Below are 25,563 nucleotides of genomic sequence, written 5' to 3' on the forward strand. Positions count from 1 at the left end.
CCAGCATGCGCTGCGCGCCGCGTTCACAGCGCCGGCGGCGCCTCAATCGCTGCCGTGACTATTTTCGCGCGCCTGCTCCCTCGCTTTTTCGCTTGAAGCCAGGCCGTTGAAGAACAGATTGAGCAGCACGGCAACGATCGCGGCCAGCAAGATGCCGCTGTGCAGCAACGGCGACAGGGCCTTCGGCATGTGCTGCGCGTACTGTTCCGCCACCAGCGGCAGCATGCCGAAGCCGATAGCCAGGGCCACGATGAACAGGTTGTTGCGGTTGCTCTTGTAGTCGACGCCGGCCAGGATGCGGATGCCGGTGGCGGCCACCATGCCGAACATCACCAGCCCTGCCCCGCCCAGCACGAACGCCGGCACGGACTCGGCCGTTTGCGCGATCTTCGGGATCACGCCCATGACCAGCAGGATGATGCCGGCCGCTACGCAGACCCAGCGGCTGCGCACGCCCGTCACCCCCACCAGGCCCACGTTTTGCGAGAACGAGGTGTATGGGAAGGTATTGAAGATGCCGCCGATCAGGGTGCCCAGGCCATCGACGCGCAAGCCGCGGCTGATGTCGGCCTGCGTGATGCGCTTGTCCGTCATTTCGCCCAGCGCCAAAAACATGCCCAGCGATTCGATCATGACGACGATCATCACCAGGCTCATGGTCACGATGGCGACCACGTCGAAGGTCGGCATGCCGAACTGGAACGGCGTGACGATGGCAAAGGCCTTGGCGCTGGCCACCTTGGCAAAATCGGCCTTGCCCAAGGCAAACGACAAGGCCGTGCCGGCGATGATGCCAATCAATACCGCGATATTCGACAGGAATCCCCGGCCATACTTGGCCACCAGCAAGATGACGGCCAGCACGAAGAAAGCGATGCCCATGTTATCCAGCGCGCCGTAGCCGGGATTGGCGATCAGCGGCACGGGGCCAAGCGGCGCAGGCAAGCCGGCCGCCGTGGCGGCAGCGGCCATCTTGAGGAAGGCGGGATCGGCAATTTGCGCCATGGCGGGCGGCCCGCCCATGGCCCAGTTCACGCCCACGCGCATCAGCGACACGCCGATCACGGCGATGATGCTGCCGGTGACCACGGGCGGAAACAGGGCCAGCAGGCGGCTGATGAAGGGCGCGATCAGCATGGAAACCACGCCGGCGCCGATCACGGCGCCAAAGATGCCGCTGATGCCCAGGGCCGGGTTGTTCGCCATGGCCAGCATGGGACTGACGGCGGCAAAGGTCACGCCCATCATCACGGGCAGGCGAATGCCGAAGTACTTGCCTATCCCCAGGGACTGGATCAGGGTCACCAGGCCGCAGCAGAACAGGTCGGCACTGATCAATGCCGCCACCTGCTCGGGCGGCAGCTTGAGGGCACGGCCGACGATCAGCGGCACGGCGATGGCACCCGCATACATGACGAGCACATGCTGCAAACCCAGGGTGAACAGTTTGCCGGCTGGCAGGATTTCATCGACGGGCGATGGCGCGGCAGGCGTGCTGCCCGGAGCGCTGCGGTGGATGGATTTCAAGCGGGGAGAGGCCATTTACGCTCCATTTCCTGGGTTACCGCGGCCCGGATGGGTGCAGGTGAAAGGGAAAAGCAAGAGAGAAACGGGACGACAGGAACACACTGGCGGTGGATGAGGCATGCGAAGCTCCTTGGATGGGATGACCAAGGTATGCCATGCACGCTTCGTGCCAGCGACGATTGTATACAGGAATTGTGCCGAACTACCATCGCGTTCATTAAAATCGGGCGCCCGACACGCTGCGGCGCACTGTTTTCTGGCGCACCACCACGCGGCCGCACCAGAAGGCAGCATGGGAAGCGACTTCAGGACCGGGCATGAGGAAACGCCACCGGGCGCTCGCGGCCAAGGGAGCATGCGCGGCACAAGCCAGCCGCAAGCCAACTGTACACTGGCCGCCAACAAGGCGGTCGCTATGCAGCGCTCTGCGCTAAGTAATCCTCAGGAAATTATTGTGAATTTATGACGAACAGAACCGGATGCTCTGCAAGGCGCCCGCTGCGACGCAGTGCGAGCACTGCTAGCAGCGGGCAACACCGCAGAGCGCCGGTTATGGAAGTCAGAAATCACAATAATTTATTGGGGGTTACTTAGAGCCTATCTCAGTAGATGAATACATCCCCTGCTGGCGCCCCTCAGAAGCGGGGACTGCGTTGATCGTCGTTGCGTGGCTCGCCACGCGTCCTCCTCACGCCTTGTCCGCGCTCCTGATGCGCTGCCAGCAGAAGACGCTCCCTACTGGGATAGGCTCTTAGCTGCCGGCACAGCCATCCATCAGCGCTTCCAGCTGCCGCACATAGGCCGTACGCAATTGCTCGCGCGCCAGCAAGGCTTGTACTTGCGCAAAAATGCCGTGCTGCGGCACGGCTGGCAAGAGTGGCGCCGCAGGGCGAACGGCGATACAGGGCACGGCAATGGGCAGCCTTTCCGCCGTGGCTTCCAGCCTGGATCCGCCTGCCGCGCAGCCCCCCAGCAGACAAACCAGCAGGCAGGTCAGTGAACAGGTCAGTGAGCAAGCCCGCAAGCAGACCCAGACCCGCAGCGGCGCCGGCGCACTCGTCATTGTCGTGCTCATGGCGCCCCGCCAGCGGCGCTTCCTGCCGTTTCACGGGCGATCAGCGCCTCGGCCGCGCGGCACGCATCGCCTGCGGGTTGCAATGCCAGGATGCGCGCCGCTGCCGCCTGTGCCTCAGCCTGCCCGACCTGCGCTGTGGCCAGAGCCTGCCCGGCCCGCGCCGAGCGTCGTACGCCCTCTTCCCGCAGCGCATTCAGCGCCTGGTTCTGGCGCCGCAATACGCCTTGCACCTCCAGCTCTTGTGCCGCACAGCTGGCCCGGCCAGCTTCGCGTCCCCAGCGCTGGGCGCAAAACACGGCCGCACCCAGCAACAGCAGCATGGCCAGGATGCTCAACGGCGGCTTCATGCCAGCACCTTGCGCGCCACCTGGTACAGGGCCAGGCGCTCGGCCAGGCCATTCACGCCACCGTTAATGCGGCGCGTCACCCTTTCCTGGTCGCCCGCATCGGCCCAGCGGTTCAAGCCGCGCGATTGCCAGAACCAGCCCGCCGAGCGGCAAGCGACAGCCGCCTGTTCCAGCAACTGCGGCGCCGCCAGCAAGTCCAGACCCAGCGCCACACCGCATGCCGCATAATTGGCGCGCCCTGTCACCTGCAGCAAGCCGCGTCCTTTGAAACGCACGCCATCGCCGGCGACCACATTGCCCAAGTCGGCGCGTCCTTCATAGGCAGCGCCGCTGGCCAGCTCGCGCACATGGCGCAACTGTCCCGATTCGTGGCCCACCTGCGCCAGGAACGCCGCCTGGCGCAGCGGTGTATCGATGCCGAACTCAGCCATCGCCGCATTCAGTGGCGCCAGGAACAGCGTAGTGCGGCGGCCGGCCAACGGCATGATCTGCATCAATTGCGCGCCTGTCACAGCATGCCCCGCACATCCTTGACGGCAGCGGCCGCATCGGCTGCCAGTTCACCAATATCCTTGCCGCGCCGCTTGTCGAACCAGCGCACGCAGGCGCCTAGCACCCACCAGGCGGGCAAGCCGGCCGCCACCATCAGTGGCGCGGCGATGAACAAAAAACCCGTGGCCGGATCGCCGCCATACAGGCCAGCCACGGTCTTCGCGCTGTCAAACAGGCTGGGCCACCACGACAGCACGGCGGCCACGAGTACGGGACCGAGAAAGGTGGAAATGATAATGCTGGAACAAAAACGGATGAATGCCTCCTTCGTGGATTGCGGCCACATGAACATGAAGCCCAGCGACGTGGCGGCGGCGCCGGCCAGCACCGGCATGCCAAACAGTTTGATCAGTGCGCCGCCAGCGGCGGTGGTTTCGAGGGCCATGGTTGCCTTTCATGTGGTGGAAATGAAAAAACCCGCCGAAGCGGGTTTGTGGGGAATGCTGTTTTCTACACGACCTTGACCATCACATAGGCCCGGCCGTCCGGTTCAATCGAAATCACGCGGCCGACCGCGCGCAGGTACAGCTTCATATCAAGGTCATCCTCGTGCACGGCAATGCCCTTGATGCCGGCGCCGTCCTGCACCGGCACGATGTAGTCGCCTGGCTGGGCACCCAGCACGTTGACCGGCACACGGCCGGCGATGGCGATGCGGTCAACCTTCTGGCGCTCGACTTCCAGCGCCGCGTCGAAGGCGGCCATGGCCTCGGCGTCCTGCTGCACGGCGATGTTGTGGGCGGCCAGCGCGGTAGTGTAGGCGGCCTGCTTTTCTGCCCACTCGTCATCGGTGTCGCCGGGTTCGGTTACCACGTCCTCGAATTCGGGCGGGTTGGTGCCGGGAACTGGCTGTTGCGTGACCACGTCTTCGCGGCGCAGGGGCAGCGTCGGCGCTGGCCCTGCCTGGGGCGATGGGCGCGACCCTATATCGTTGGCCCAGGAATCGCCACCGACAAATGAGGGCGCGGTCGATTTGATCGAGAACATGACGGCATCGACCCACTTGTCGGTGATCTGGTTATCCGCGGTGATGCCAATTATTTGGCCGGCGGCGACAACGCCGCAGCGCAGGCTTTTGAAAATGTATTCGGCATAATCGTTGCCCATTGTATTGACCGTGCCGGGAACACCAATACTGCGTAAAGTTGTGCCATTTTTGCCAACGTACAGTACTGAGGCAGCGGTATTCCATCCGCCAAGGCCATCGGAGCCATTAACTCCAAAGCAGGGAGCAGCGGAGCCTTCGCGCCCAACTTGAAAAATCTCTGTTGCCTGTACACCTGCTTTGCGAATGTCATGCCTGAGGTTTGTATCAGTAGTGCCTGCTTTAAGCCACGGGGTAAACACCATACCACTGCCGTTAATGCGTAACAAACTGCCAGTCCACGCGTTAGAGCCTTTATCGTATGCTCGAAGAGTTAAACCAAAGCCCTCTTTAAACAGTGAACCCGTCCCAGAGGTAGCCATAAAACCAAAACCACCCGGATGTGCAAGACTATTAATACCGCCAATACCAAGCCGCAATACCTCGTTTTCTTGGCCTGGAGTCAAAGTATTTTGTGCTGTCCCACTCCCAAGAAAAGAGATGGCAGAACTATTTCCATCTTTGGGGCGCACATGCACGACGGAATTAAAGCTTGTACCTTGTGGTGTGCTCGGTGACATACCGACAGATCGGGGCGCCTTATAAGTACTATCGCCAGGGTTCGCCCCACTGTCCCATACCGCAGTCCCGCTTACAGAATTAGCAGCGACAGGGGAAGCATAAGATTGACAGCCCATACCTTGCAAGTTGAACGACGCTTGGGCAAACACTGAGTTAGTGAACATCAGGTACACAGAATGACTACCATCTGCTTCTTGGAAAACAACGAATCTAACATCGGTGGGTGTGCCTACGCTAGCAGACCAATCTACGGAGAAAGCGCCACGATTCCCCATATTTACGGTCATTGTCGTAAGTGAGTCCGCGATCCATCCACCAAGCAACGCATCGATGCGCAGAGAGGCGTAAGAGCCTTGATTTTGCTGTGGCAATGTTGCTATTTTATAAAGAAGTTGGGCTTGTCCCCCATGCAAAAATGTATATCCAAATTTACCAACAGCTTTTACTGCTAAAGGCGTGTCGGTGTAGATAGTCAGGCTTGGGTCAAGCCACGCCGGATTCATGTAGCCATTCGGCCCGCCAAGCGGCGACCGCCCCACGGCTGGCATATACGACGCCACCACGGCGCCGCGCCCGGCCAGTTCATTCAGGCGCCGGATCATATCTTTCTGGCCATAGTAAAAAAAGTCGCCCATTACATTTCCTCGATTTCGATGTTGGTGGCATATGCCTGGTAATACGGGGTGGTGATGGCGGAATTGCTGGCGATGCGGCCGTACACCTGGTGCGCCTGCTCAAGTTCGCCGTCGTCGCTCTCTGGATACAGGCTGATCAGCAGCGGGCGAGACAGGCCGTTGCCGCGCACAATGCGCCACAGCTCGGCCCGGTCCAGCGGCGTCATGTGATCCAATGCGAGCGACAGCTTGCGATACAGCGCACCGCGTCCGACGGTTTGCCCGCCGGCGCCGTTGCGATACTGCATGCTGGTGTCGACCGACGTGACGCCAGCGCCATACGAGGCGTTTTGCTCAGGACTCCAGTAAGGGCCGGTCACCAGGCGCGCCGCCTCGATGTAGCCTGCCGGGTTGTCCGGGTCGGCCAGGTCAATCACCAGCTTTTTGACGCTACGCATCTGGAGCCAGCAGCGCGCATACGTGCCGCCGCCGTAGCTGAAGGCGTTTACGCCCAGCGGCAGCGCGCCCCAGTCCCACATGCCCAGCGCCGCGTATTCGCATGCTGGTACAACGCCCGTATCGAAATCAGGCGCGGCGTCGCCTGGCTCGACGTAGCCGCGCACGCGGATCGTCGCCATGGGCGTCAGGTTGCAAAATGGCAGCGCCACGCCGCCGATGATCTCGGGCGTGGGCCAGGTGGCCGTGATCGCCAGCGCCGTACCGACGGAGCGCAGCACCGCTGACTTGCGTTCGCGCTGCAGGTTGGCCGGGCCCAGCGTACCGGCCTGACTGGATGCGGCGAGCGCCGCGCGGTCGGCGGCGTTGTCGTAGATGATGCGGAGATTTGACATGTAGATCCTATGGCAAATTGGTGCCGTCGAGAACAAAAAATGGACTTGGTTCGGAATACACGGTATCGGGCGGCAAGGTGCCGCTCATCAGGCCTGAGCGCAGCATGAGCGCTGGGGCGTACGCAATTACTCCGTTCGACCTGCGTACTAAAAATCGCCGGGATGCAGTCATGGTGTATTGCCCGCCGGTCCCCACATAGTTCATTTCGTAAAACGGGCTGGCGCCAAGTGCTACCGGGCGCCCCACTGAACTGACCACCACACTATTCTCCAGTCCACCCAGCGCCAGAGGGAACGTCAGGGTGGGCGTGCCGAAATCGTGCGTCACTGCGTTGGTGACGCTATGCCTCAACAACAGGCCACGTGCCGCCACTTTTTCCGTGATGGTGGCAAACGCCCAGATAGTGACTGGTTCCTGCTGGTCAAAACCACCGTTCTCATCGGCGTTCGCGCCGCAATATACGGTTAGCGTGTGAACACCGTTTACATAGCTGGTTTTGATGACGCCCACACGCCGGTCGACAGGCAGATCGATCACCCAAAGGATTCCGCGGAAGCCGCTGAACTGATACGTGGAGAAGCCAGATACCATGCCGCCGCCAGAACTGTACGGCTGCTGTAGAGAAACGAACGTCGCGCGGCCAATGCAGTGCGTGCCATAGGTATTGCTGTCGATGACCAGTTCGCCGTGCTGGTTGCGAATTTTGAGTTGTTTCGTCATTTCAAATAGATTCCCACGCTGGGTCGCCAATCGGTCGGCCACGAGACGCCGCCACGAAAAACAAATCGGGGGTAGCCCAGATCCTCATCGTAGGTATAGGGGGAAACCTGAAACGAATCGCCATAGATCACTATTGGCGTGCGGCCAATCCCTGCGCCTGGAAACGTAATCGTCCAGCCCTCAAGCGGAATTGAAAAAATGCCCATGCAGACACCGCCGGCCGCCAACCACGAATCGAACACGACCACGCCAGCACGCCGAATTTTTAAGCCGCTGGCCATCAGAGATATTCCCCCAGCTCGATGTAGGGCTGTTCATGCACGCCGTCATAAAAGTACAGGCCGGTGCCAGTCAAGTCATAGCCGGCTGCGCTGCCTGATGCGAGCCGCGCTGGGCTACGAATCAGGGTAAAAGAACCCCTTGCTCCAGAAAGAGTGCCAGAAAACGTTGCAATTCCCTGCAAGCTGGTGAATTGAGGCGTGTCGATATCTCCATCCGGGTCAAAGCGAGCATATTTTCCAAGATGGTAATTTCCCATCAGCAGGCCGCCCTGGCTCAGATGAAACCCATTGCCATCATTTGACGGCCAGCCGTACGTGCCTGTCGGATATCCTGCGCCGCCATGAATAGTCGCGCTGTAAATATCGCCGGCAGTAACTTTGCCGAGATCAGCAGTGATGGCCGACAGCTTATCCACGGCCAGCGCCTTCGCCGCAACCGTCCCGTCAACCAGCAGATTGCCATTCAACACCGTGCCCAGCACCACCCAGGCGCCATCAACATAGAACTTCGTCACCGCATGCATGGTGTCGTACAAGGTCACCACGTCGCGGTTGATCGGCGCACCGTAGCCGGCGTGGCCCAACTCATACACGGCCGATACATCCGACCAGGTCGAATGGCCGGGTGCCGTCACCGTCACCGTACCGCGCTGGCCGGTGGCGCCATCGGCCGCCAGGCGCGCAGCGGCCGACCATTCACTGGCCGGAATGTCATCGGTGGCGCCGCGCGACGCGGCCGTGGCGCCCGAGGTGAACAGATAGGCGCCGCCCGTTGCCGGCACCTGGGCCGACCAGCCGTTGTTCAGGCCCGTCAGCCCGCCCGTGGCAAAGGTGAACGTGCACGTGGCCGTCGGCAGCGCAGGTGCGATATTGGTCGCGCCGCGCTGGTAGATGCGCACGGGCGCCACGTTCAAGCCATCGGTGCCGTCCTTGGCCAGCTGCACTGCCCCCGCCCACTCATTGGCGACAATATTATCCGTGGCATTGCGTGAGCTGGCAGCGGCCACACGCACGTACAAGGGCGCCGAGCCTGCCGGGACATTCTTTGACCAGCCATTCACCAGGTCGTTACCGGCCGGCGTCGTGATGCTGGCCGTGGCAAAGGTAAAAATTACGTCGCCCGGCGAATCATCAGGCGCCGCAGCCGCGCGCTTGTAGGCGAAGGCCTGGCCCGTGTTCAATCCCGCCAGGCCCGTCTCGCCGGCGGCGCCGTCGAAGACCTTGCTGACCATGTAATTGGCTAGGTAATCGACGCCGAATTCACGGATGCGTGCCTGCACCAGGGCCGTATCGGTAGTCATGCCGGCAAAATCGATGGTGGCCACGTTGCCGTTGACCCGCAACGCCGTACCGGCGGATACGGAAAAGACGATATCGCCCACCACATTGACCGGCTTGGCGGTGATGGCGATCGAGCCGGGTGCGCCGGCACCCGCGCTATTGACGCGAAAGACGGGCGTGCTGGCGGACATCAGGATCGCCTTGCCATCTGCCGTCGTGCTGAAACGCTCCGCCGTCGCCTGCAGCAGCTTATCGCGCTCCCCGATAATCGCGCTCATGCCAGCACCCCCACCGTCACTCTGCCCGTCAGCCAGAAGCGCGACAGCAGTACCACCACGCCCGGCACGCCATCCTGCAAGCCAAAGCGTTCAGCGCGCAGGGTTACGGGCTGCCCCAGTTCCAGCATCATCATCTCGGGTTCTCCATCAAATTCGTAAATGGTGCGCGGCACCTTGCTCAAGGCCAGGCGCCTCTGCGCTTCCACGCGGGCATCGGCCCGCGTCTTCAGGCACGTATCGATCTGCACCGGGTCGTCGGACAGGCGGTAACGCGTGCGCACCGCCGCGTCGACCACCGTTTCCGTCAGCCATTCCGTGGCGTACAAATCCGCATGCGCAGGCGAAATGCTGGTCGTCAGGCCAGCCTGCAGCGTCCAGTTCCGGTCGAAGCCGATCTTCACGGCGGCCGTTACCGGCAGGCGCTGCGCGGGACGCAGCGAGCGTTCGCGCATCTGCTCCGGACCGACCGCCACCGGCACGCCGGCGGCAGGCAACGCGATCTGCACCAGGCGCAGCTGGCCGGTGCGCGACATCAGCGCCTGGGCGCCCACGCTGGCCGCCAGTTGCTGGATGGCTTGCGCCTGGTTCGTCCGGTCCGCAACGTACAGGCCCACCAGTTGCGGGTGGGCCGCATCGAAGGCGGCCAGATTGGCCAGGTCCAGGTCGGCCAGCGTGAAGCGGTCGGCGGCCTTGCCGTACGCCGTGGCGATGCGCTGCACCAGCGGCGCGATGCGCGGCGCATAGCCACCACCCTTGTCGCCCTGCACGCTGGCCGTGATCGTGGTGGAAAACGGGTCAGTCGTCAGGTTGAAGCGGCCCGCTTGGTCATTCAAGGCCACGGCAATCGGCTTGCCGTTCGTGCGCACTTCGAACGTCGATTCCACCGCGCCGAGAAAACCGTACTCCAAGGTGGCCGGGTTGGTCAGCAGCGGCGTGACGTTGTGGCATTCGCCGAACGGTATCGGTAGGATGGCGTCCTTGTTCGGCGTCGTCCCCCCCAGCTTGACCTCGGTGATGGGTGTATTCAAGCGCTGCAGCTTGTCGCGCAGCACCAGGTTGACCGACTCGCGCCCCGCACTGGCCACGTCGGCAATGATGCCGTCGAAGACCAGCTGGAAGTCGGCGCGCGGCCAGGAGGGATCGCCTGCCCAGGCTTTGATCGGCCGGTTCATCCATACATCGCCCAACCAACCATCCAGAACGCCATCGGCGTTATCGAGTTCAATATCGCCGCCCGACAGCCCCGCCTCGCCGGACAGGCTGACCTGTTCCGTGAAGGCCAGGCCGCCCTTGGCCAGCGGCTGGTAGCCGGTATTCGCCGGCACCTCAGCCGGTCCGGTAACGTAGGGCCGCGAAGCGATGTACCGCGTCACTTCGCTGCCGGCCACATTCACTTGCGCCTCGATCAGCACCATGCGGATGGCCGACGGGCTTTGCAGCCACTCCTGAAATTGGGCAGCGGTCATGCGTATTCTCCTTTCACTGAGTTGGCCCAGGCGGATGCCCTGGACGATTTGTCCACGCCATCGACCACCGTCCTGGCGGCGTTGGCGTTCGATTCAAAGGTGGCCTGGATGGTGGCCCCCGTTTGCGCCCGCTGGTCGGCACGCAAGCCTTCCAGTTCCACGCGCATGGCCTGGTTGTCTTCGCGCAGGCCGCGGATTTCGGCCACCAGTACGTCGGAGCCGACGTTCGCTGCCGACGAATAGCGCACGGGGTCGAAGACGGCCGGCGCTTCCACCACTGCTTCTCCGAAAGAGGCGGCCACAGACATGCCGGCAGCAGGCGCAAAGCGCATGCCACCCGTGACATCAGTCTGCCCGCCTGCCCGCAACGCAGCACCCAGCGCATCGACCGCCTGCTCGATACCAACCGCCGTCTTGTTCAGGTTTATCAACTGCCCCACTTGCGTATCGAGTGCCGTCAGCTGCTTCTGCGCATCGTTCAACTGTGTGCCCGTGATCGCCGCCAGTGCCGCCAGCTCGGACTGGACCCTGGCCGCATCGGCGGCATAGCTCGCGCTTGCAGCGTTCACGACCTGACTGGCCGTCAGATACGCCGTGGCAGTACCTGTCAGCGCCGACTGCGCCGCCGCATCGCCCGTCTTCGCCTTGGCTAGCGTATCTTCATACTGACGTTGCGCCTCGACCATCTTCTGCATCGGCGTCAAGGTCGACAGGCTGCCCAGCAACAGGGAATCCTTGAACGAGCGGATGCCGTCGCCAAACGACTTCAGGTGGTCGATGGTGGACTTGAGGGCAGAAGACTCCGTTGCATAGGCACTGGCAATATCCTGCCGCGCCTGCAACTGGTCGTACAGGGCCAGGTTAGTGGCATCGACCGCAGTACGCTCCCTGGCACGCAATTGCGCCGAAGTCATCGTCATCTGGTCTAGCTTTTCCTGGATGCCCTTGCGCTCGTGGGCAATACCCTGCTCCAATTTGCTCAGGTCTTCCGTCGCCGCATGCGTCTTCGCAAACGCATCGGCCAATGCCATCAGACCCGCATATTGCTCGGCGCCCGTCTTGGTGGCCAAAGCCCCGGAATTAACCAGTTGCAATACCGTGTCCTTGAACTGCGCGCGTGTCGTCACGCTGGCATAGCCCAGGGCCGCCATCTGTTCCGTCACGTGTTTTTGCACGGGCGCTAGGCGCTCGGCTTCGGTCAGGTAGTTTTCGGCAAAGAATGCAGTCCGATTACCCAGTGCTTCCACCCCGCCAGCGGCCTTGACCAACTGCTCGCGTGCCGCCAGGGACGCCACGCCAACGGCGCCGAATACCTGCTGCGAGGTGCTGCCCATGGTAGCCAGCACGGCATCGACAACAGCGTAGTGGCCTGCCAGGCGCTGCAGCGCAGCGCTCGCCGATTCACCTTTCATGCTCAGTTGCGACAGCGATGGCACCAGTTCCTTTGCCATCGCATCACCGACGCCCGTAAAGAAATCGGCAATCGCTTTCTGGTTCGCGGCGTCATCCTTGGTCATGACGATATTGAGCGACTGCGTGCGCGTGGCCAGGCTATCCGTGTTGACGCCCAGCGTGCTGGCAAAAGCGCCCGTCACCGCCTTCATCTGCGCATACGTATCGCCAAGCGATGCCGCCAGCTCGGCATCGACTTCAGAGCGGTCCGTACCTTTTTTATTCTTGCGGAAAAGGCCACCCTTCTGGGTCCAGTTCGAATAACTCTCGCCCGCAAAACCATCGGCACCAAGACTGCCGGAAATGCCGGCGCTGCTGACCTTTTTCTCGCCCATGCCGAACAGGCGGTTCGCGGCGCCGCCCAGCAGGCCGCCCACTAGGGCGCCCATCGCAGTGCCCACCAAAGGAAAGACGACAGTCCCCAGCGCTGCGCCAACGGCCGTACCGGCATTGACGATGCCATTTCGGCCATACTCCCCTGAAATCATCTTGCCGCCATATACGCCGCCCATGACGCCGGCGGCGACGCTTGCCGCCGCGCCCGCACCAGTGGCGAGAGAACCATTGGCACTGACAAACGGAGAATAAGAATTACCTTGCAGCATGTTTATACCGCGCTGCACGCCATCGGCCACCGAGTTACCAATACCGGAAAGTCCGCTGGACAGTGAATCGTAGATGCCCTTCGCCGAACTCAGGAACGACTGGATGCCCCCCCCGTTGGCCACACTGCCCTGCGCCTGCGCCTGCGCCGCGCCCGGATTCAGGAACGAGGCAAAGCCGGCCGCGATGGGCGACATGATCGGTTGCAGCACGAGGTTGTTGAACATGTTCTTCAACTTGTCCCTGAACATGGTCGCCAAGTTCTTGCCGCCTTCAAAGCCGTTCATGAAGGCGTCAGTCAGCGACTTTTCGATGTCCTTGGCGCTGGCAGCCCAGTCATCGGAGGCCTTCTTGGCCGCAGCGGCAGACGCTTCCTTGGCGGCCAGCTCTTCCGTCGCCGTCATGCTGCGCTGCTTGGCATCGATCAGGGCATTCAAATACTCGATCTGCGCCGCGTTTTCCTTGCCCACTGCCAGCGCCGCACGTTGCTCCTTCAACAGCGCCATTTCATTCTGCGCGATGGCGGTCTTGCTCATGCCATACACCGCGACCAACTTTTCGCCAGCCTCGGCTTCCTTGACGGCATCGGCAACGGCCTGCGTCCGCGTATCGGACAGTGCTTTCGCGTCAGCCTGCGCCTGCTCGGCCACTGCCTTGGCTTTCTTGTCCACCTCGATCTCGTCGAGGCGGGCCTGTATCCCCTTGCGCGCAACCTCGAATCCTGCCTGCTGCGACGCGGTCACTTTGTTCGTCCGATCAGCCAAAAGTTCCTTCAACCGATAATCGTACTTTTGTGCCTCGTTCAGTTCGTTATAGCCTTCGGCTTCGCGCTTGAGGTCGCTAGCCCTGCTGCGCATCTCATCCATCATGGCTTCGAAAGGCTTGGGCGGAGCGGGAAGCGCCGGCATGCCTGTAGCAGGCCCGTTCTTCGGTTTTCCGGGTGCTGCTTGCTGTTCAAGCTGCTTGAGCTTGCCTTGCAGCGTATCTAATTCGCCCTGCAGCCGTGCCATGGTCTTGTCCTGGGTGGCCTTGTCCAGGGACTGGTATTTTCCAGTGCGATTGCGCACAGCATCCATTTCCGTCGATATCTCTGCCATGCGCTCGCCAGCCGGGGTATTCAATCCTTTCTCCGACACGCCCAGCTTTGCCAGCTCATTGCGCTTTGCAAGCTGGACCATCTGCTTGTCGAGTTCAGCAACGATTTCCTTGGTGCTCTTGCGCATGGGCTCTACGGCTTTCTCCGCATTGTCCTTCGATGAACTCCCCCACATGGCCCAGGCAGTTGCGCCCAAGCCCAGCACCGTGACAATCAAGCCGATCGGCCCCCCCAGGAAGGCCAACGCACCGCGCAAAACGCCAGCAGTGACGGATGCGGCACGCATTGCCGCTGTCTGCGCCACCAAGGCGGCGGCATGGGCTTCGGCGGCAACTGCCGCGCGGGCCTGGGCTGGTATCAAGCCATTGGTGGTCAGCGCCAGCGCCACGTCGGCCTGGCTGGTGCGTATCGTCGCTTGCAATTCAACGACACGTGCGGTCGCCAGTGCCGAGGTGGCGGCGGTCGCCGTCACGTCGGCATTTGCCGCCGCCAGGGTGGATGCCAACAAGGCCCTGTTGGCCGTGACCTTGCTATAGGTAGCCATTACGACGCCGGCAGCCCAGGTGGCGAATTTTGCGGTCGTCAGGGTTTCCAGCACGCCAACGACCAGGGTCAGGTTATTCGACAGAAATTCGAGGCCATTCGTCATCAGGCGCACGGCGCCGGTCGACTCCGCCTGTCTCGCCGTGAATTCCATCACGTTATTGCTCAAGACGGTAAAGCTGCCACCGATGGTTTCGAACTGTGCAGCTTCCTTGCGCAACTCGCCCAGCGCATTCGGCAGCGCGACGGCCATCACGTCGGCCGTGATCAGTCCTGCGCCGGCAAGCCCGGCGAGCGCTTCTTTCGACACGCCCAGGCCGGCGGCCATTGCCTCCATGACTTCGGGGGCAGCCTGGCTGACGGCATTAAATTGCTGGCTGCTCAGGGCGCCATCGGCGAAGGCATCGGATAGCCCCTTGAAAGCGGTAGCGGAATCGGCCGCGGAGGCGCCGCTGATCTTGACGCCAAGATTGAGCGCCTCGGTGATGCCGGCCACTTCGGCCTGGCTGATGCCCAGTTTCTTGGTCGCATCGTTCATTTGGGCATACAGACCCGCCGTGGCGACGAGGTCCGTTTGACCCGAGGCGGCAATGCGCTTGACATTGTCATACGCCTCGCCATATTCCTGTGTGGTACTGGTCGACATGCGCAATTGCGCTGTCAGTTTCGTATACTCGTCAGACAATTTGACGATCTGGCCGATACTGTTGGAGATACCCAGGCTGGACAGTATCTCCGTGTATTTTTTCGTTACATCATCCAGTGTCAGCGTTGCCTTGGCAGCCCGTTCGCTGGCCTCGCGTATGCGTTCCAGGTCAACTGCCGCGATACGCACATTGAGCGTATCGATGCGTATCTGTAATGTTTCAATTTCAACGGTCATAATTTACCCATAAAAAAAGCCACCGCAAAGGTGACCGTGCAATCGAGGCCACCTTCGCGACGGCTGTTGTGTTTTCCGTGTCACCTCTGCTGTAAAAATCAGGGCAAAACCAGGGCTAAAGCGAACTGTTTTGATGGGAGATATAGGCTGCGTCGAGCTGATCGACCAGTTCCTCTTCCCATACCGTCAGACGGATACGATGCCGCAGTTGCCATGCCAGGATATCCAGGCTGCTTAAGGGATTGACCGCCATGCCGTTTTGCCGCTTGCGACTCATTTGCACGAAAAACTGCCACACATGCGCCAGTTCAAACGGCAGTTGCGCGCGAATGGGAGCCTGCCGCTCCAGGTAGAGTGGATGGCGCTTCGCGGCATCCAGGTGTTCGCCTTTCGCATTGCCATCGGCCGCCTTTGCCGAACGCTCGAACTGTTCCTCGGCAAAGAGCAGCAAGGCGGTGGCTAGACTGTCAAAAAATTGCCGTCCGCCTCGAGTGCAGCCAGCACTTTTTCCTGCCAGGACGGCATTTTTTCAAAAATCGCCTTCAGCAAAGCCGGGGAAGGCTGTACCGGGACATCCTTGTCGACGAAACCAGGCATGCCCACCACCACCGCAATGGCGATCTTCATGTTGCGGTTTTCCGCCAGGTCATACAGTTCCGCCGCGCCTTCGTCGGTCTTCGCGTCGATTTGCTTGCTTTTTTGCACCGAGCGCTTGATCGCCACCACCGACGTTTCGCGAATCACGGCACGGTACTGGTCGGAATTTTTGCTGACGATTTCAAAGCCCGCCTTATGCGCGCCGTCTTCGTCAAACAGCACCGACACCAGGTGAACCTGGTCCACCGATTTGTTGCCATCATTCAACAGGGAGATATCAAAACCAGCCGAGGCGATCATTTGTGCGTTGTTCATGTGTTCTGCTTTCTTGATTAAGGTAAAAGTAAAAAGGCCGCCATCAGGCGGCCCCGGGTCAAGCCTCAGCCGCTTACAGCGCGCTGTCCTGGATGGTCAAGGTGGTCGCTTCGTGCTGCGCGTCGGTGCCCTTGTAGCGCAGGACGTCGAAGGCGCAGGTGACGATCTTGTTTTTCTCGCCGTCGTCGATCTTGGCCGAGGTGATCTTGATGCGGCCCATGGCCAGCGCCAGCACGTCAGCGGTCGGCGCCGTGCCCGACGCCATGGCGTAGGCCAGCGGGATTTCCGTCTCGGACTTGAAGTAGTCGAGATAGGTGGCGTCTTGCAGCAGCACCGTGAACTGGCCCGAGCCCATCACCTTGCCGCGCGAGGCGGCCGTGGCGTACTTCGAGCCGATCACCGGGTCGACCTTGACCTGGCCGTCCAGCGAAACGGACATGCCGGTACAGATCTGCGACGGGATGCCGTTCACGGACAACATCGCCGTGGCACCCGAGAACTTGCCGGAGCCCGGCGCCGCCAGCGGCGCGGGGAAGTACGGCACGGCCGTGGTCGGGCCTTCCGCCTTGCCCATCAGGGTGAAGTCCAGGCTGGTGATACCGTTCGGCTGCACGGCGATATCCATCTTGCTGACCAGCTGGTCGACGAAGCTGCGGTGCACGCCGATCTTCGGGTCCTGCACTTCGGCCGTGAACCAGTCGGTGGTATGGCCCGTCAACGGGGTGAAACTGCGCTTGCCCACCGCCGCCACGCCGACCGAGTCACCGGCCGCCTTGACGATCATGGCCGAGCCGTCCATGAACTGGCCATTCAGGTTGCTGGCCGTCACCGAGGTGACGAAGAAGTTCTTCGCGTTGTTGGCGGCGGCCGGCGCCGTCATGCCGGTGATGCGCACCACGCTGCCGGCGCGGAAGCCTTCACTCAGCCAGGAGCCGGTGCTGCGCGTCAGGCCGGAGGTGGCCGCCGCGATGGTGGTTTGCGCGGCAGCCACGCCGCCTGCCGTAAAGTCGCGGCGCAGCAGCGCCGCCATCAGCGGTGCATACGTGCCGCACGCCGCTTCAGCCTTGATGGCGCCCGTGGTGCGGAAATTGCCCAGGCGGGTATCGCCCTGCTGCTGGCTGGCGTCGATTTCGGCGCTCGCGTATTTGTCCGCTTCCGTGTCGAACGTGGCCGTGACGCGGGGATAAATCTGGCCGCCGCCGGCGGCGGCCTTGCTGCCTTCCGCGCTTTGTTTGCTGATAACGATCAAGCTGTCGATGCCGTTTGCTGTCGATGCCATAGTTGTAAAACCTTTCGTGGGATGAAAACCGCCGGGGCGGCCTTGTGGGGAAAACTGAAAAATGGGGGATGAAACGAAAAAGCCCGCGCGCAGTGAGGCGGCGGGCGGGCGTCCGGATGGCGCGGGGCCATGCCGGACGAAAGATGGGCGAAGGGGCCATGTGGGCCATTCGCTGCGCTGAGTTCCCCTATCGGTGTCGCGCCCTGGGCGCGTCTATTACGAGTGGAGAAGCATGTGGTCTTGCAGTACTGCGGTGTGACGTGTGTTGCTGTTGCTGCGTGATCGAGACTCTATTCTAGGGGCGTTTTTTTCAGTGCCAGGCATATTGCAAAAAATTTGTCAGTGACCGAGGCGGCGCATGGCGCGGGCGCCGTGCGACTGGAAGATGCCTTCCAGTTCGCTGACCATGTCCTTGATGCGTTCAAGCTCGAAGCCACCGGAGCAGCTGATGGCCGCCTCGCCGGCGCCGTGGCAAGCCTGGCAAGCGCCAGGCGCACCGGTCCGCATGGCAGCGACCACGCCCGTGCCATGGCAGACCTTGCATTTGCTGTCGAGCCAATGCGCGAGCGACGCTTCTGCCACGCGGCGGTACAAGGTATTGGCCGCCTGCGCATCCCAGGCCGTGTGCGCCTTGACCCAGCGCCGCGCGCGGCCCTTCTGCGTCACGGCCGCCGTCCAGGCGCGCAGCAACTGTGCCAGATTGCCCGCATTGCCTTCGAACAGGCGGCTGACGGTACCGTCCGCGTATTTGACGCGGCACAGCAAGGCGCCCATGTCGCCAGCCAGCGCGGCTGCCGCGATGACATCCAGGTCGTGGTGAACGGCATTGTCGCGCAGGTTCTGCGATGACAGCGATGCGATGTATTTTTCTGCAAACCCCATGATTTCTCCTCGTTGATTCTTGTCTTAGTTTTCTTGCGCCGGTCCGAACAACGCCGCCACCAGCGGATCGCGGCGCGCCGCACCGCGTGGCCAGCACGCCGTGCGGCGTACCTGCGGCGGCAGTTCGGCCCAGCCATCGACCTCGTCGTCCGGTTCGCCCAGCGCGTACAGAGCGGGCCGCTGGCGCCCCGGTTCCGTGCAATGGCGCTGCGCCAGGTGAATCTGTCCCATGCCGCACATGTGGCGCAAATAGCGGCTCATGGTGCCCGCATCGAGTCCCAGCAAGGCGGACAATTGCGCCGCGCTGGCCTGGCCCTGCTCGCGGATGTATTGCGCGATGCGGGCGATATGCAGCTGCGACTTCCTGCTGCGTCCCTGTAACTGGCGCCCCTGCCGTGGCACCGTCCTGCTTTCCACCAACTGACTGCTGTTCAACATCTGCCTGACCTCCCGTGGTGTCGCCCATCGGCAGACGCTGTAGTGCGTTTGCGACAGGCAACGAGTGGACTTTATCAATCGCTAATGTTAAAGTCAAGCATTTGGTAATTTATCAAACGGTAAATTTCGGGTTTAATGTGGAGATGAATATGTATCAATACAGACGCGACCGCCTGCTGGCCCTGATCCGCGAGCACTACGACAACACGCGCAAGAAAATTTCCGACGTCAGCGGCTGGAGCGAGGCGCGCATCTCGCAAATCCTCTCGCCCACCTACCGCGAGGGACGCGCCTTCAGCGAAAAAATCGCGCGCAAGCTGGAAGCGGACCTGCAACTCGACAGCATGTACTTCGACCAGGGGGCGGCGCCCGACCAGGCGGAACTGGCGGCGCGCGCCTTGGGTGCGCTCGGTGAGGTACAGCCGGTGGTGGTGCTTGATGGCGAAGATGCGCGCTTCTACCCGATCCGCAAGGTGAAATTGCGCCTGTCGGCCGGCATCACGGGCTTTGCCATCGAACCGGAAACGCACGACGGCAGCAGCATCAGCGTGCCGCGCAGCTGGGTCGATCGCAATGGCTACCACCCTGAAAAACTGGTGGCGATCAAGGTCAAGGGCGAGAGCATGGAGCCGGCCCTGTACGAGGACGACGTGGTGATCATCAATACGGCCGACAAGCGGCCGGCCGATGGCATTGTGTTTGCCATCAATTACGAAGGCGAACCGGTGGTCAAGCGCATGGCGCGCGATATCGGAGAATGGTGGCTGACCTCGGACAATCCGGACCAGCGCAAATACCACCGCAAGCTGTGCCGCGGTAATGAATGCCTGATCGTGGGCAGGGTCGTGCGCAAGGAAAGCGACCGTATTTGAGAATGTAATTTATCAATCGATAAACTACATTCTCGTCATGGCGCTTACGCCAGTGCTGCCTGGATCTGCTGCAGCGATGCCGGATCGTCCATCGACGTCAGGTCGCCCGGGCTGCGGCCTTCGCAGATGGCCTGGATCGAGCGGCGCAGCAGCTTGCCCGAACGCGTCTTCGGCAACTGTGGCACGAACAGCACGCGCGCGGGCCGCGCCACGGCGCCCAGCTGGCGGTCTACCACAGCCATCACTTCGCGTTCCAGTGCCGCTTTCGCTTCAACGCTGTCGAAACCCTGCGGGTTTTTCAGGATCACAAAAGCCATCGCCACCTGGCCTTTGAGCTTATCTTCCACGCCCACCACGGCCACTTCCGACACGTTCGGATGGCTGGTGATGCTTTCCTCGATTTCGCGCGTGCCAAGTCGGTGGCCGGCCACGTTGATCACGTCATCGGTGCGGCCCAGGATGAAGTAATAGCCGTCCGCGTCCCGCACGCCCCAGTCGAAGGTGGAATACACTTGCCGGCCGCTGAAGGTGGACCAGTAGGTCTCGACGAAACGCTCGTCGTCGCCGTACACCGTCTGCATGCAGCCCGGCGGCAGCGGGCCTTCCAGCACCAGCACGCCCTTTTCGTTGGCGCCGCACTCCTCGCCCGTCGCTTCGTTGAGCAGTTTGACCTGGTAGCCGTACATGGCCATGCCCGGGCTGCCCAGGCGCGTCGGCGTATCGGCCACGCCTTTTGCCACCGAGAGGATCGGCCAGCCCGTCTCCGTCTGCCAATAGTTGTCGATGATGTCCACTTTGAGTTCATCGGCGATCCATTGCGAGGTGGTTTCATCGAGCGGCTCGCCCGCCAGGTACAGCGCCTTCAGGGAAGACAGGTCGTACTTGCGCATCAGTTCCACCGGATGCTTGCGCAGCACGCGGATGGCCGTGGGCGCCGAGAACATGCGCGTGACCTTGTATTTTTCGACGATGCTCCACCAGATGCCCGCATCGGGACAGATCGGCAAACCCTCGTACAGGATGGTGGCCATGCCGGCGATCAGCGGGCCATACACGATGTAGGAATGCCCCACTACCCAGCCGATATCCGAGGTGGCAAAGAAGGTTTCGCCGGGCTTGCCGCAGAAGTTGTACTGCATCGACGACGCCAGCGCCACCGCATAGCCGCCCACGTCGCGCTGCACGCCCTTCGGTTTACCCGTCGTGCCCGAGGTGTACAGCACGTATGACGGCTCGTTCGATTCGAGCCAGGTGACGGGCACCTGCGCGTCCAGGTGCTGCTCGCGCAGGGTCGCGTAATCGACGTCGCGGCCCGGCGTCAGTTGCATCGGCACCAGGTGGCGGTCGACCAGCAGCACCTGCTGCGGCTTGTGCGCAGCGATGCGAATGGCTTCGTCGAGCAGCGGCTTGTAGGCGATCGCCTTGCCATTGCGCGAACCGGCATCGGCGGAGAACACCAGTTTTGGCTGCGCATCGTCGATGCGGCTGGCCAGGCTGTTGGCGGCAAAACCGCCGAACACCACGGAATGCACGGCGCCGATGCGGGCGCACGCCAGCATGGCAAAGGCCGCCTCGGCGATCATCGGCATGTAGATCAGGACGCGGTCGCCCTTGTCCACGCCCAGCGACAGCAAAATAGCGGCGCAGCGCTCCACTTCGCGCTGCAGTTCGCGAAAGCTGTAAGTGCGCTCGGTATTCGTTTCGGTGGAAATGGCGATCAGTGCGGCGGCATCGCCCTGGCTGTCCACCCAGCGGTCGACGGCGTTATGGCACAAATTGGTGGTGCCGCCGACGAACCATTTGGCGAACGGCGGGCGGGAATAATCAAGCACTTGCGAAAACGGGGTATGCCAATCGATCTTTTCCGCTTCCTCGCGCCAAAAAGCGTCAGGCGTGTCGATCGAGCGTTGATAAAATGCTGCGAAATTCATGTCTCCTCCGGTAGGCGTGCAATCTGTGTCGGACTTGGGCCAACTGGCCTGGCCGCCGCATTATGTGTACGATCTGTGTAGCATCTGCCTGCGTATTTCTGCCTAAAACGCGTCGCCTGGAATGCGCACGGCACCTTCCATCAGCACGCGTGCGCTGCGGCTCATGATGGCTTTGGTGACGCTCCATGCGCCATCGACCAGCGCCGCTTCCGCGCCCACCATCAGGGTGCCGGACGGGTGGCCGAAACGCACGCTGGTTTTTTCGCCGCCGCCCGCCGCCAGGTTCACCAGGGTGCCGGGAATGGCCGCCGCCGTGCCGATGGCGACAGCGGCCGTGCCCATCATGGCGTGGTGCAGCTTGCCCATCGACATGGCGCGCACCAGCAGGTCAATCTCGCCCGCTGCCACCTGCTTGCCGCTGGACGAGACATAGCTGGCCGGTTTGGCGACAAAAGCCACTTTCGGCGTGTGCTGGCGCTTCGCCGCCTCGTCCAGGTGGGAAATCAAACCCATGCGCAGGGCGCCATGCGCGCGGATGGTCTCGAAACGGGCCAGCGCGGCCGGATCGCCATTGATGGCGTCCTGCAGTTCCGTGCCCGTGTAGCCGATGGCCTGCGCATCGACAAAAATCGTCGGGATGCCGGCGTTGATCATCGTGACTTTCAAGACACCGATGCCGGGCACGTCGAGGTCATCGACCAGATTCCCGGTCGGGAACATGGCGCCACCGCCACCCTCTTCCTCCGCGGCCGGATCGAGGAATTCCAGCTTCACTTCGGCGGCCGGGAAGGTCACGCCATCGAGCTCGAAGTCGCCCGTTTCCTGCACCTCGCCATGCGTCACGGGGACGTGGGCGATGATGGTCTTGCCGATATTGGCTTGCCAGATGCGCACCGTGGCGACACCATTTTCGGGCACGCGCGCGGGGTCCACCAGGCCGCTGGCAATGGCGAACGAGCCGACTGCCGCCGACAGGTTGCCGCAATTGCCGCTCCAGTCAACAAACGGCTTGTCGATGGAGACCTGGCCGAACAGGTAATCGACGTCGTGCTCTGGCTTGCTACTTTTTGCCAGGATCACCGTCTTGCTGGTGCTCGAGGTGGCGCCGCCCATGCCGTCGATCTGCTTGCCGTACGGGTCGGGGCTGCCGATCACGCGCAGCAGCAGCGCATCGCGCGCCGCGCCCGGCACTTGCGCGCTGGCGGGCAAATCCTGCAGGCGGAAAAACACGCCCTTGCTGGTGCCGCCGCGCATGTAGGTGGCGGGGATTTTGATTTGGGGTACGTGGGTCATTGAAATTCCTGCATTGATTGGCTGATTAAACCCAACGGCGAAATGCCGGGGTCGGACCCTGAGGGTCCGACCCCAGTCCTTGCGTTTGGGGTGAATTGCGCGATCACATCGCCATTACGCCGCCTTGGACGACTCGAGGAAATCCTGCGCGAAGCGTTGAAGCACGCCGCCCGCCTCGTAAATCGACACCTCTTCCGCCGTATCGAGACGGCAGGTGACGGGCACTTCGAGCGTTTCGCCGTTCTTGCGGTGAACGAGCAGGGTCAAAGTGGAGCGCGGCGTGCGCTCGCCCACGACGTCGTAGGTTTCGCTGCCATCGATGCCCAGGGTCTTGCGGTTCACGCCTGGCAAAAACTCCAGCGGCAGCACGCCCATGCCCACCAGGTTGGTGCGGTGGATACGCTCGAAGCCTTCGGCCACGATGGCTTCCACGCCGGCCAGGCGCACGCCCTTGGCGGCCCAGTCGCGCGAGGAACCCTGGCCGTAGTCGGCGCCGGCGATGATGATCAGGGGCTGCTTGCGCTCCATGTACACCTCGATGGCTTCCCACATGCGCGAAATCGTGCCTTCCGGCTCGATGCGCGTGAGCGAACCCGCTTTGACTTTGCCATCCTCGATGACCATCTCGTTCTTCAGGGTCGGGTTGGCAAACGTGGCGCGCTGCGCCGTCAGATGGTCGCCCCGGTGCGTGGCGTAGGAATTGAAGTCTTCCTCGGGCAAACCCATCTTCGCCAGATACTCCCCGGCCGCGCTATCGAGCATGATGGCGTTCGATGGCGACAAGTGATCGGTGGTGATGTTGTCGCCCAGGACGGCCAGCGGACGCATGCCTTTCAATGGGCGTGCACCAGCCAGCGCGCCTTCCCAGTACGGAGGACGGCGGATGTACGTCGTCTGCGGACGCCAGTCATACAGGGGGCTGACCTTGATGCCGTCGTCCACCTGCGCGGCAAACATCGGGATGTACACCTTGCGGAACTGCTCCGGCTTGACGCTGGAAGCGACGATGGCGTCGATTTCCTCGTCGGACGGCCAGATATCCTTCAACTGGATAGCCTTGCCGTCCGGGGCGATGCCCAGCACGTCCTTCTCGATATCGAAGCGGATGGTGCCGGCGATCGCATACGCCACCACCAGCGGCGGCGAGGCGAGGAAAGCCTGTTTCGCGTACGGGTGGATGCGGCCGTCGAAATTGCGGTTGCCCGACAGGACGGCCGTGGCGTACAGATCGCGCGACACCACTTCTTCCTGGATGACGGGATCGAGCGCGCCCGACATGCCGTTGCACGAGGTGCAGGCAAACGCCACGACACCAAAGCCCAATGTTTCGAGCTCGGTCATCAGGCCCGCTTCCTGCAGGTACAGCTCCACCGTTTTCGAGCCTGGCGCCAGCGACGATTTGACCCATGGTTTGCGGGTCAGGCCCAGGCGGTTCGCGTTACGCGCGATCAGGCCGGCGGCGATCATGTTGCGAGGATTGTTCGTGTTGGTGCAGCTGGTGATGGCCGCGATGATGACGGCGCCGTCCGGCATCTTGCCCGGCTCGTTTTCCACCACGCCGGAGATCCCGCGCGCGGCCAGTTCCGACGTCGGTACGCGGTTGTGCGGATTCGACGGCCCGGCGATATTGCGCACGACGGACGACAGATCGAACGTCAGCACGCGCTCATATTGCGCGTCGACCAGGCTGTCGGCCCACAGGCCAGTCTCTTTGGCGTACAGCTCCACCAGCTTCACCAGTTCGTCGTCGCGGCCCGTCAGTTTCAGATACTTGATGGTTTGCGCATCGATGTAGAACATGGCGGCCGTGGCGCCGAATTCCGGCGCCATGTTGGAAATCGTGGCGCGGTCGCCCAGGGTCAGGTGCGAAGCGCCTTCGCCGAAAAATTCCAGGTAGGACGAGACGACCTTCTGCTTGCGCAAAAATTCCGTCAGCGCCAGCACGGTATCGGTGGCCGTAATGCCCGGCTGCGGTTTGCCCGTCAGCTTGACGCCGATGATGTCGGGCAAACGCATCCACGAAGCGCGGCCCAGCATCACGCTTTCCGCTTCCAGGCCGCCCACGCCGATGGCGATCACGCCCAGCGCGTCGACCATGGGCGTGTGCGAATCCGTGCCGACCAAAGTGTCGGGATAGGCGACGCCATTTTGCACCTGGATCACGGGCGACATGCGCTCCAGATTGATCTGGTGCAAGATGCCGTTGCCTGGCGGGATCACGTCGACATTTTTAAAGGCTTTCTTGGTCCAGTCGATGAAGTCGAAGCGGTCTTCATTGCGGCGGTCTTCGATGGCGCGGTTCTTGGCGAAGGCATCGGGGTCGAAACCGCCGCATTCGACGGCCAGCGAGTGGTCGACCACCAGCTGCGTTGGCACGACAGGATTGACCAGGGCCGGGTCGCCGCCCTGGGCCGCGATGGCGTCGCGCAGGCCGGCCAGGTCGACCAGGGCCGTCTGGCCCAGGATGTCATGGCAGACGACGCGGGCGGGGAACCACGGGAAATCGAGGTCGCGGCGGCGTTCGATGAACTGGCCCAGCGAAGCGTCCAGGGTGGCAGGGTCGCAGCGGCGCACGAGGTTTTCCGCCAGTACGCGCGAGGTGTAGGGCAAGGTGGCATAGGCGCCTGGCTGGATCGCATCGACGGCGGCGCGCGTGTCGAAGTAGTCTAGCTGGGTGCCCGGCAAGGATTTGCGGTGCAGGGTGTTCATGTTGGTACTCA

At 62.2% G+C, this 25,563-nt stretch carries 21 protein-coding genes; 1 reads left to right on the top strand and 20 read right to left on the bottom strand.

The genetic code is table 11. The features are described 5' to 3' along the window. Positions 1–42: 42 nt before the first annotated feature. The 17 genes from O0882_RS15730 to O0882_RS15810 form a co-directional block, all read right to left on the bottom strand. Positions 43–1,542, bottom strand: coding sequence for a nucleobase:cation symporter-2 family protein (locus tag O0882_RS15730; protein ID WP_289949408.1), 1,500 nt, complete (start codon positions 1,540–1,542; stop codon positions 43–45). 736 nt (positions 1,543–2,278) lie between these two features. Further along, positions 2,279–2,602, bottom strand: a complete 324-nt coding sequence (locus O0882_RS15735) for a hypothetical protein (RefSeq protein WP_289949411.1) — start codon at positions 2,600–2,602, stop codon at positions 2,279–2,281. Then, positions 2,599–2,949, bottom strand: a complete 351-nt coding sequence (locus tag O0882_RS15740; protein WP_289949412.1) for a hypothetical protein — start codon at positions 2,947–2,949, stop codon at positions 2,599–2,601. Before O0882_RS15740 ends, O0882_RS15735 begins: the two co-directional genes overlap by 4 nt. After that, entirely contained in the window at positions 2,946–3,443 is a 498-nt protein-coding gene (locus tag O0882_RS15745) for a glycoside hydrolase family 19 protein (protein WP_289949414.1), read from the bottom strand. Before O0882_RS15745 ends, O0882_RS15740 begins: the two co-directional genes overlap by 4 nt. A 14-nt stretch (positions 3,444–3,457) precedes the next feature. After that, entirely contained in the window at positions 3,458–3,886 is a 429-nt protein-coding gene (locus O0882_RS15750; RefSeq protein WP_289949417.1) for a hypothetical protein, read from the bottom strand. A 65-nt stretch (positions 3,887–3,951) separates the two neighbouring features. After that, positions 3,952–5,802, bottom strand: coding sequence for a hypothetical protein (locus O0882_RS15755; RefSeq protein ID WP_289949418.1), 1,851 nt, complete (start codon positions 5,800–5,802; stop codon positions 3,952–3,954). Further along, positions 5,802–6,632 carry a hypothetical protein gene (locus O0882_RS15760; protein WP_289949420.1) on the bottom strand — a complete coding sequence of 277 codons (831 nt, stop codon included), beginning with the start codon at positions 6,630–6,632 and terminating at the stop codon, positions 5,802–5,804. The genes O0882_RS15755 and O0882_RS15760 overlap by 1 nt, the downstream gene beginning before the upstream one ends. 7 nt (positions 6,633–6,639) lie before the next feature. Beyond that, positions 6,640–7,353, bottom strand: coding sequence for a hypothetical protein (locus O0882_RS15765; protein WP_289949422.1), 714 nt, complete (start codon positions 7,351–7,353; stop codon positions 6,640–6,642). Further along, positions 7,350–7,634: a hypothetical protein gene (locus O0882_RS15770; RefSeq protein WP_289949424.1), complete on the bottom strand. Its 285-nt coding sequence runs from the start codon at positions 7,632–7,634 to the stop codon at positions 7,350–7,352. The genes O0882_RS15765 and O0882_RS15770 overlap by 4 nt, the downstream gene beginning before the upstream one ends. Next, positions 7,634–9,193, bottom strand: coding sequence for a hypothetical protein (locus O0882_RS15775; protein ID WP_289949426.1), 1,560 nt, complete (start codon positions 9,191–9,193; stop codon positions 7,634–7,636). Before O0882_RS15775 ends, O0882_RS15770 begins: the two co-directional genes overlap by 1 nt. Beyond that, entirely contained in the window at positions 9,190–10,659 is a 1,470-nt protein-coding gene (locus O0882_RS15780; RefSeq protein ID WP_289949427.1) for a hypothetical protein, read from the bottom strand. The genes O0882_RS15775 and O0882_RS15780 overlap by 4 nt, the downstream gene beginning before the upstream one ends. After that, complete coding sequence (locus O0882_RS15785) at positions 10,656–15,236, bottom strand: tape measure protein (RefSeq protein WP_289949429.1); 4,581 nt, start codon at positions 15,234–15,236, stop codon at positions 10,656–10,658. The genes O0882_RS15780 and O0882_RS15785 overlap by 4 nt, the downstream gene beginning before the upstream one ends. A gap of 115 nt (positions 15,237–15,351) precedes the next feature. Further along, positions 15,352–15,687, bottom strand: a complete 336-nt coding sequence (locus tag O0882_RS15790; RefSeq protein WP_289949432.1) for a hypothetical protein — start codon at positions 15,685–15,687, stop codon at positions 15,352–15,354. A gap of 8 nt (positions 15,688–15,695) precedes the next feature. Beyond that, a complete protein-coding gene (locus tag O0882_RS15795; RefSeq protein WP_289949433.1) occupies positions 15,696–16,148 on the bottom strand; it encodes a hypothetical protein in 453 nt (150 codons plus the stop codon). Between the two features lie 73 nt (positions 16,149–16,221). Continuing rightward, on the bottom strand, positions 16,222–17,427 hold the full coding sequence (locus tag O0882_RS15800) for a phage tail tube protein (RefSeq protein ID WP_289949435.1): 1,206 nt from the start codon (positions 17,425–17,427) through the stop codon (positions 16,222–16,224). A gap of 339 nt (positions 17,428–17,766) precedes the next feature. Further along, complete coding sequence (locus O0882_RS15805; protein WP_289949437.1) at positions 17,767–18,309, bottom strand: zinc finger-like domain-containing protein; 543 nt, start codon at positions 18,307–18,309, stop codon at positions 17,767–17,769. A 24-nt stretch (positions 18,310–18,333) separates the two neighbouring features. Then, positions 18,334–18,747, bottom strand: a complete 414-nt coding sequence (locus O0882_RS15810; RefSeq protein ID WP_289949439.1) for a FeoC-like transcriptional regulator — start codon at positions 18,745–18,747, stop codon at positions 18,334–18,336. A gap of 149 nt (positions 18,748–18,896) precedes the next feature. Here O0882_RS15810 and O0882_RS15815 point away from each other — a divergent pair, with 149 nt between their 5' ends. Then, a complete protein-coding gene (locus O0882_RS15815) occupies positions 18,897–19,619 on the top strand; it encodes a S24 family peptidase (protein ID WP_289949442.1) in 723 nt (240 codons plus the stop codon). Between the two features lie 44 nt (positions 19,620–19,663). Here the strand turns inward: O0882_RS15815 and O0882_RS15820 are convergent, their stop codons facing one another. The 3 genes from O0882_RS15820 to acnD all read right to left on the bottom strand — a co-directional run bounded on the left by O0882_RS15820 (position 19,664) and on the right by acnD (position 25,552). Beyond that, on the bottom strand, positions 19,664–21,550 hold the full coding sequence (locus O0882_RS15820) for a propionate--CoA ligase (RefSeq protein ID WP_289949444.1): 1,887 nt from the start codon (positions 21,548–21,550) through the stop codon (positions 19,664–19,666). 102 nt (positions 21,551–21,652) lie between these two features. Next, complete coding sequence (gene prpF / locus O0882_RS15825; protein WP_289949446.1) at positions 21,653–22,843, bottom strand: 2-methylaconitate cis-trans isomerase PrpF; 1,191 nt, start codon at positions 22,841–22,843, stop codon at positions 21,653–21,655. Positions 22,844–22,957: 114 nt separating this feature from the next. Beyond that, the gene (gene acnD / locus O0882_RS15830) at positions 22,958–25,552 is read right to left on the bottom strand and encodes a Fe/S-dependent 2-methylisocitrate dehydratase AcnD (RefSeq protein ID WP_289949839.1); all 2,595 of its coding nucleotides are present in this window, start codon (positions 25,550–25,552) and stop codon (positions 22,958–22,960) included. Between the last annotated feature and the right edge of the window lie 11 nt (positions 25,553–25,563).

The sequence above is a fragment of the Janthinobacterium sp. SUN073 genome (assembly GCF_030397665.1).
Classification (GTDB): Bacteria; Pseudomonadota; Gammaproteobacteria; order Burkholderiales; family Burkholderiaceae_D; genus Janthinobacterium.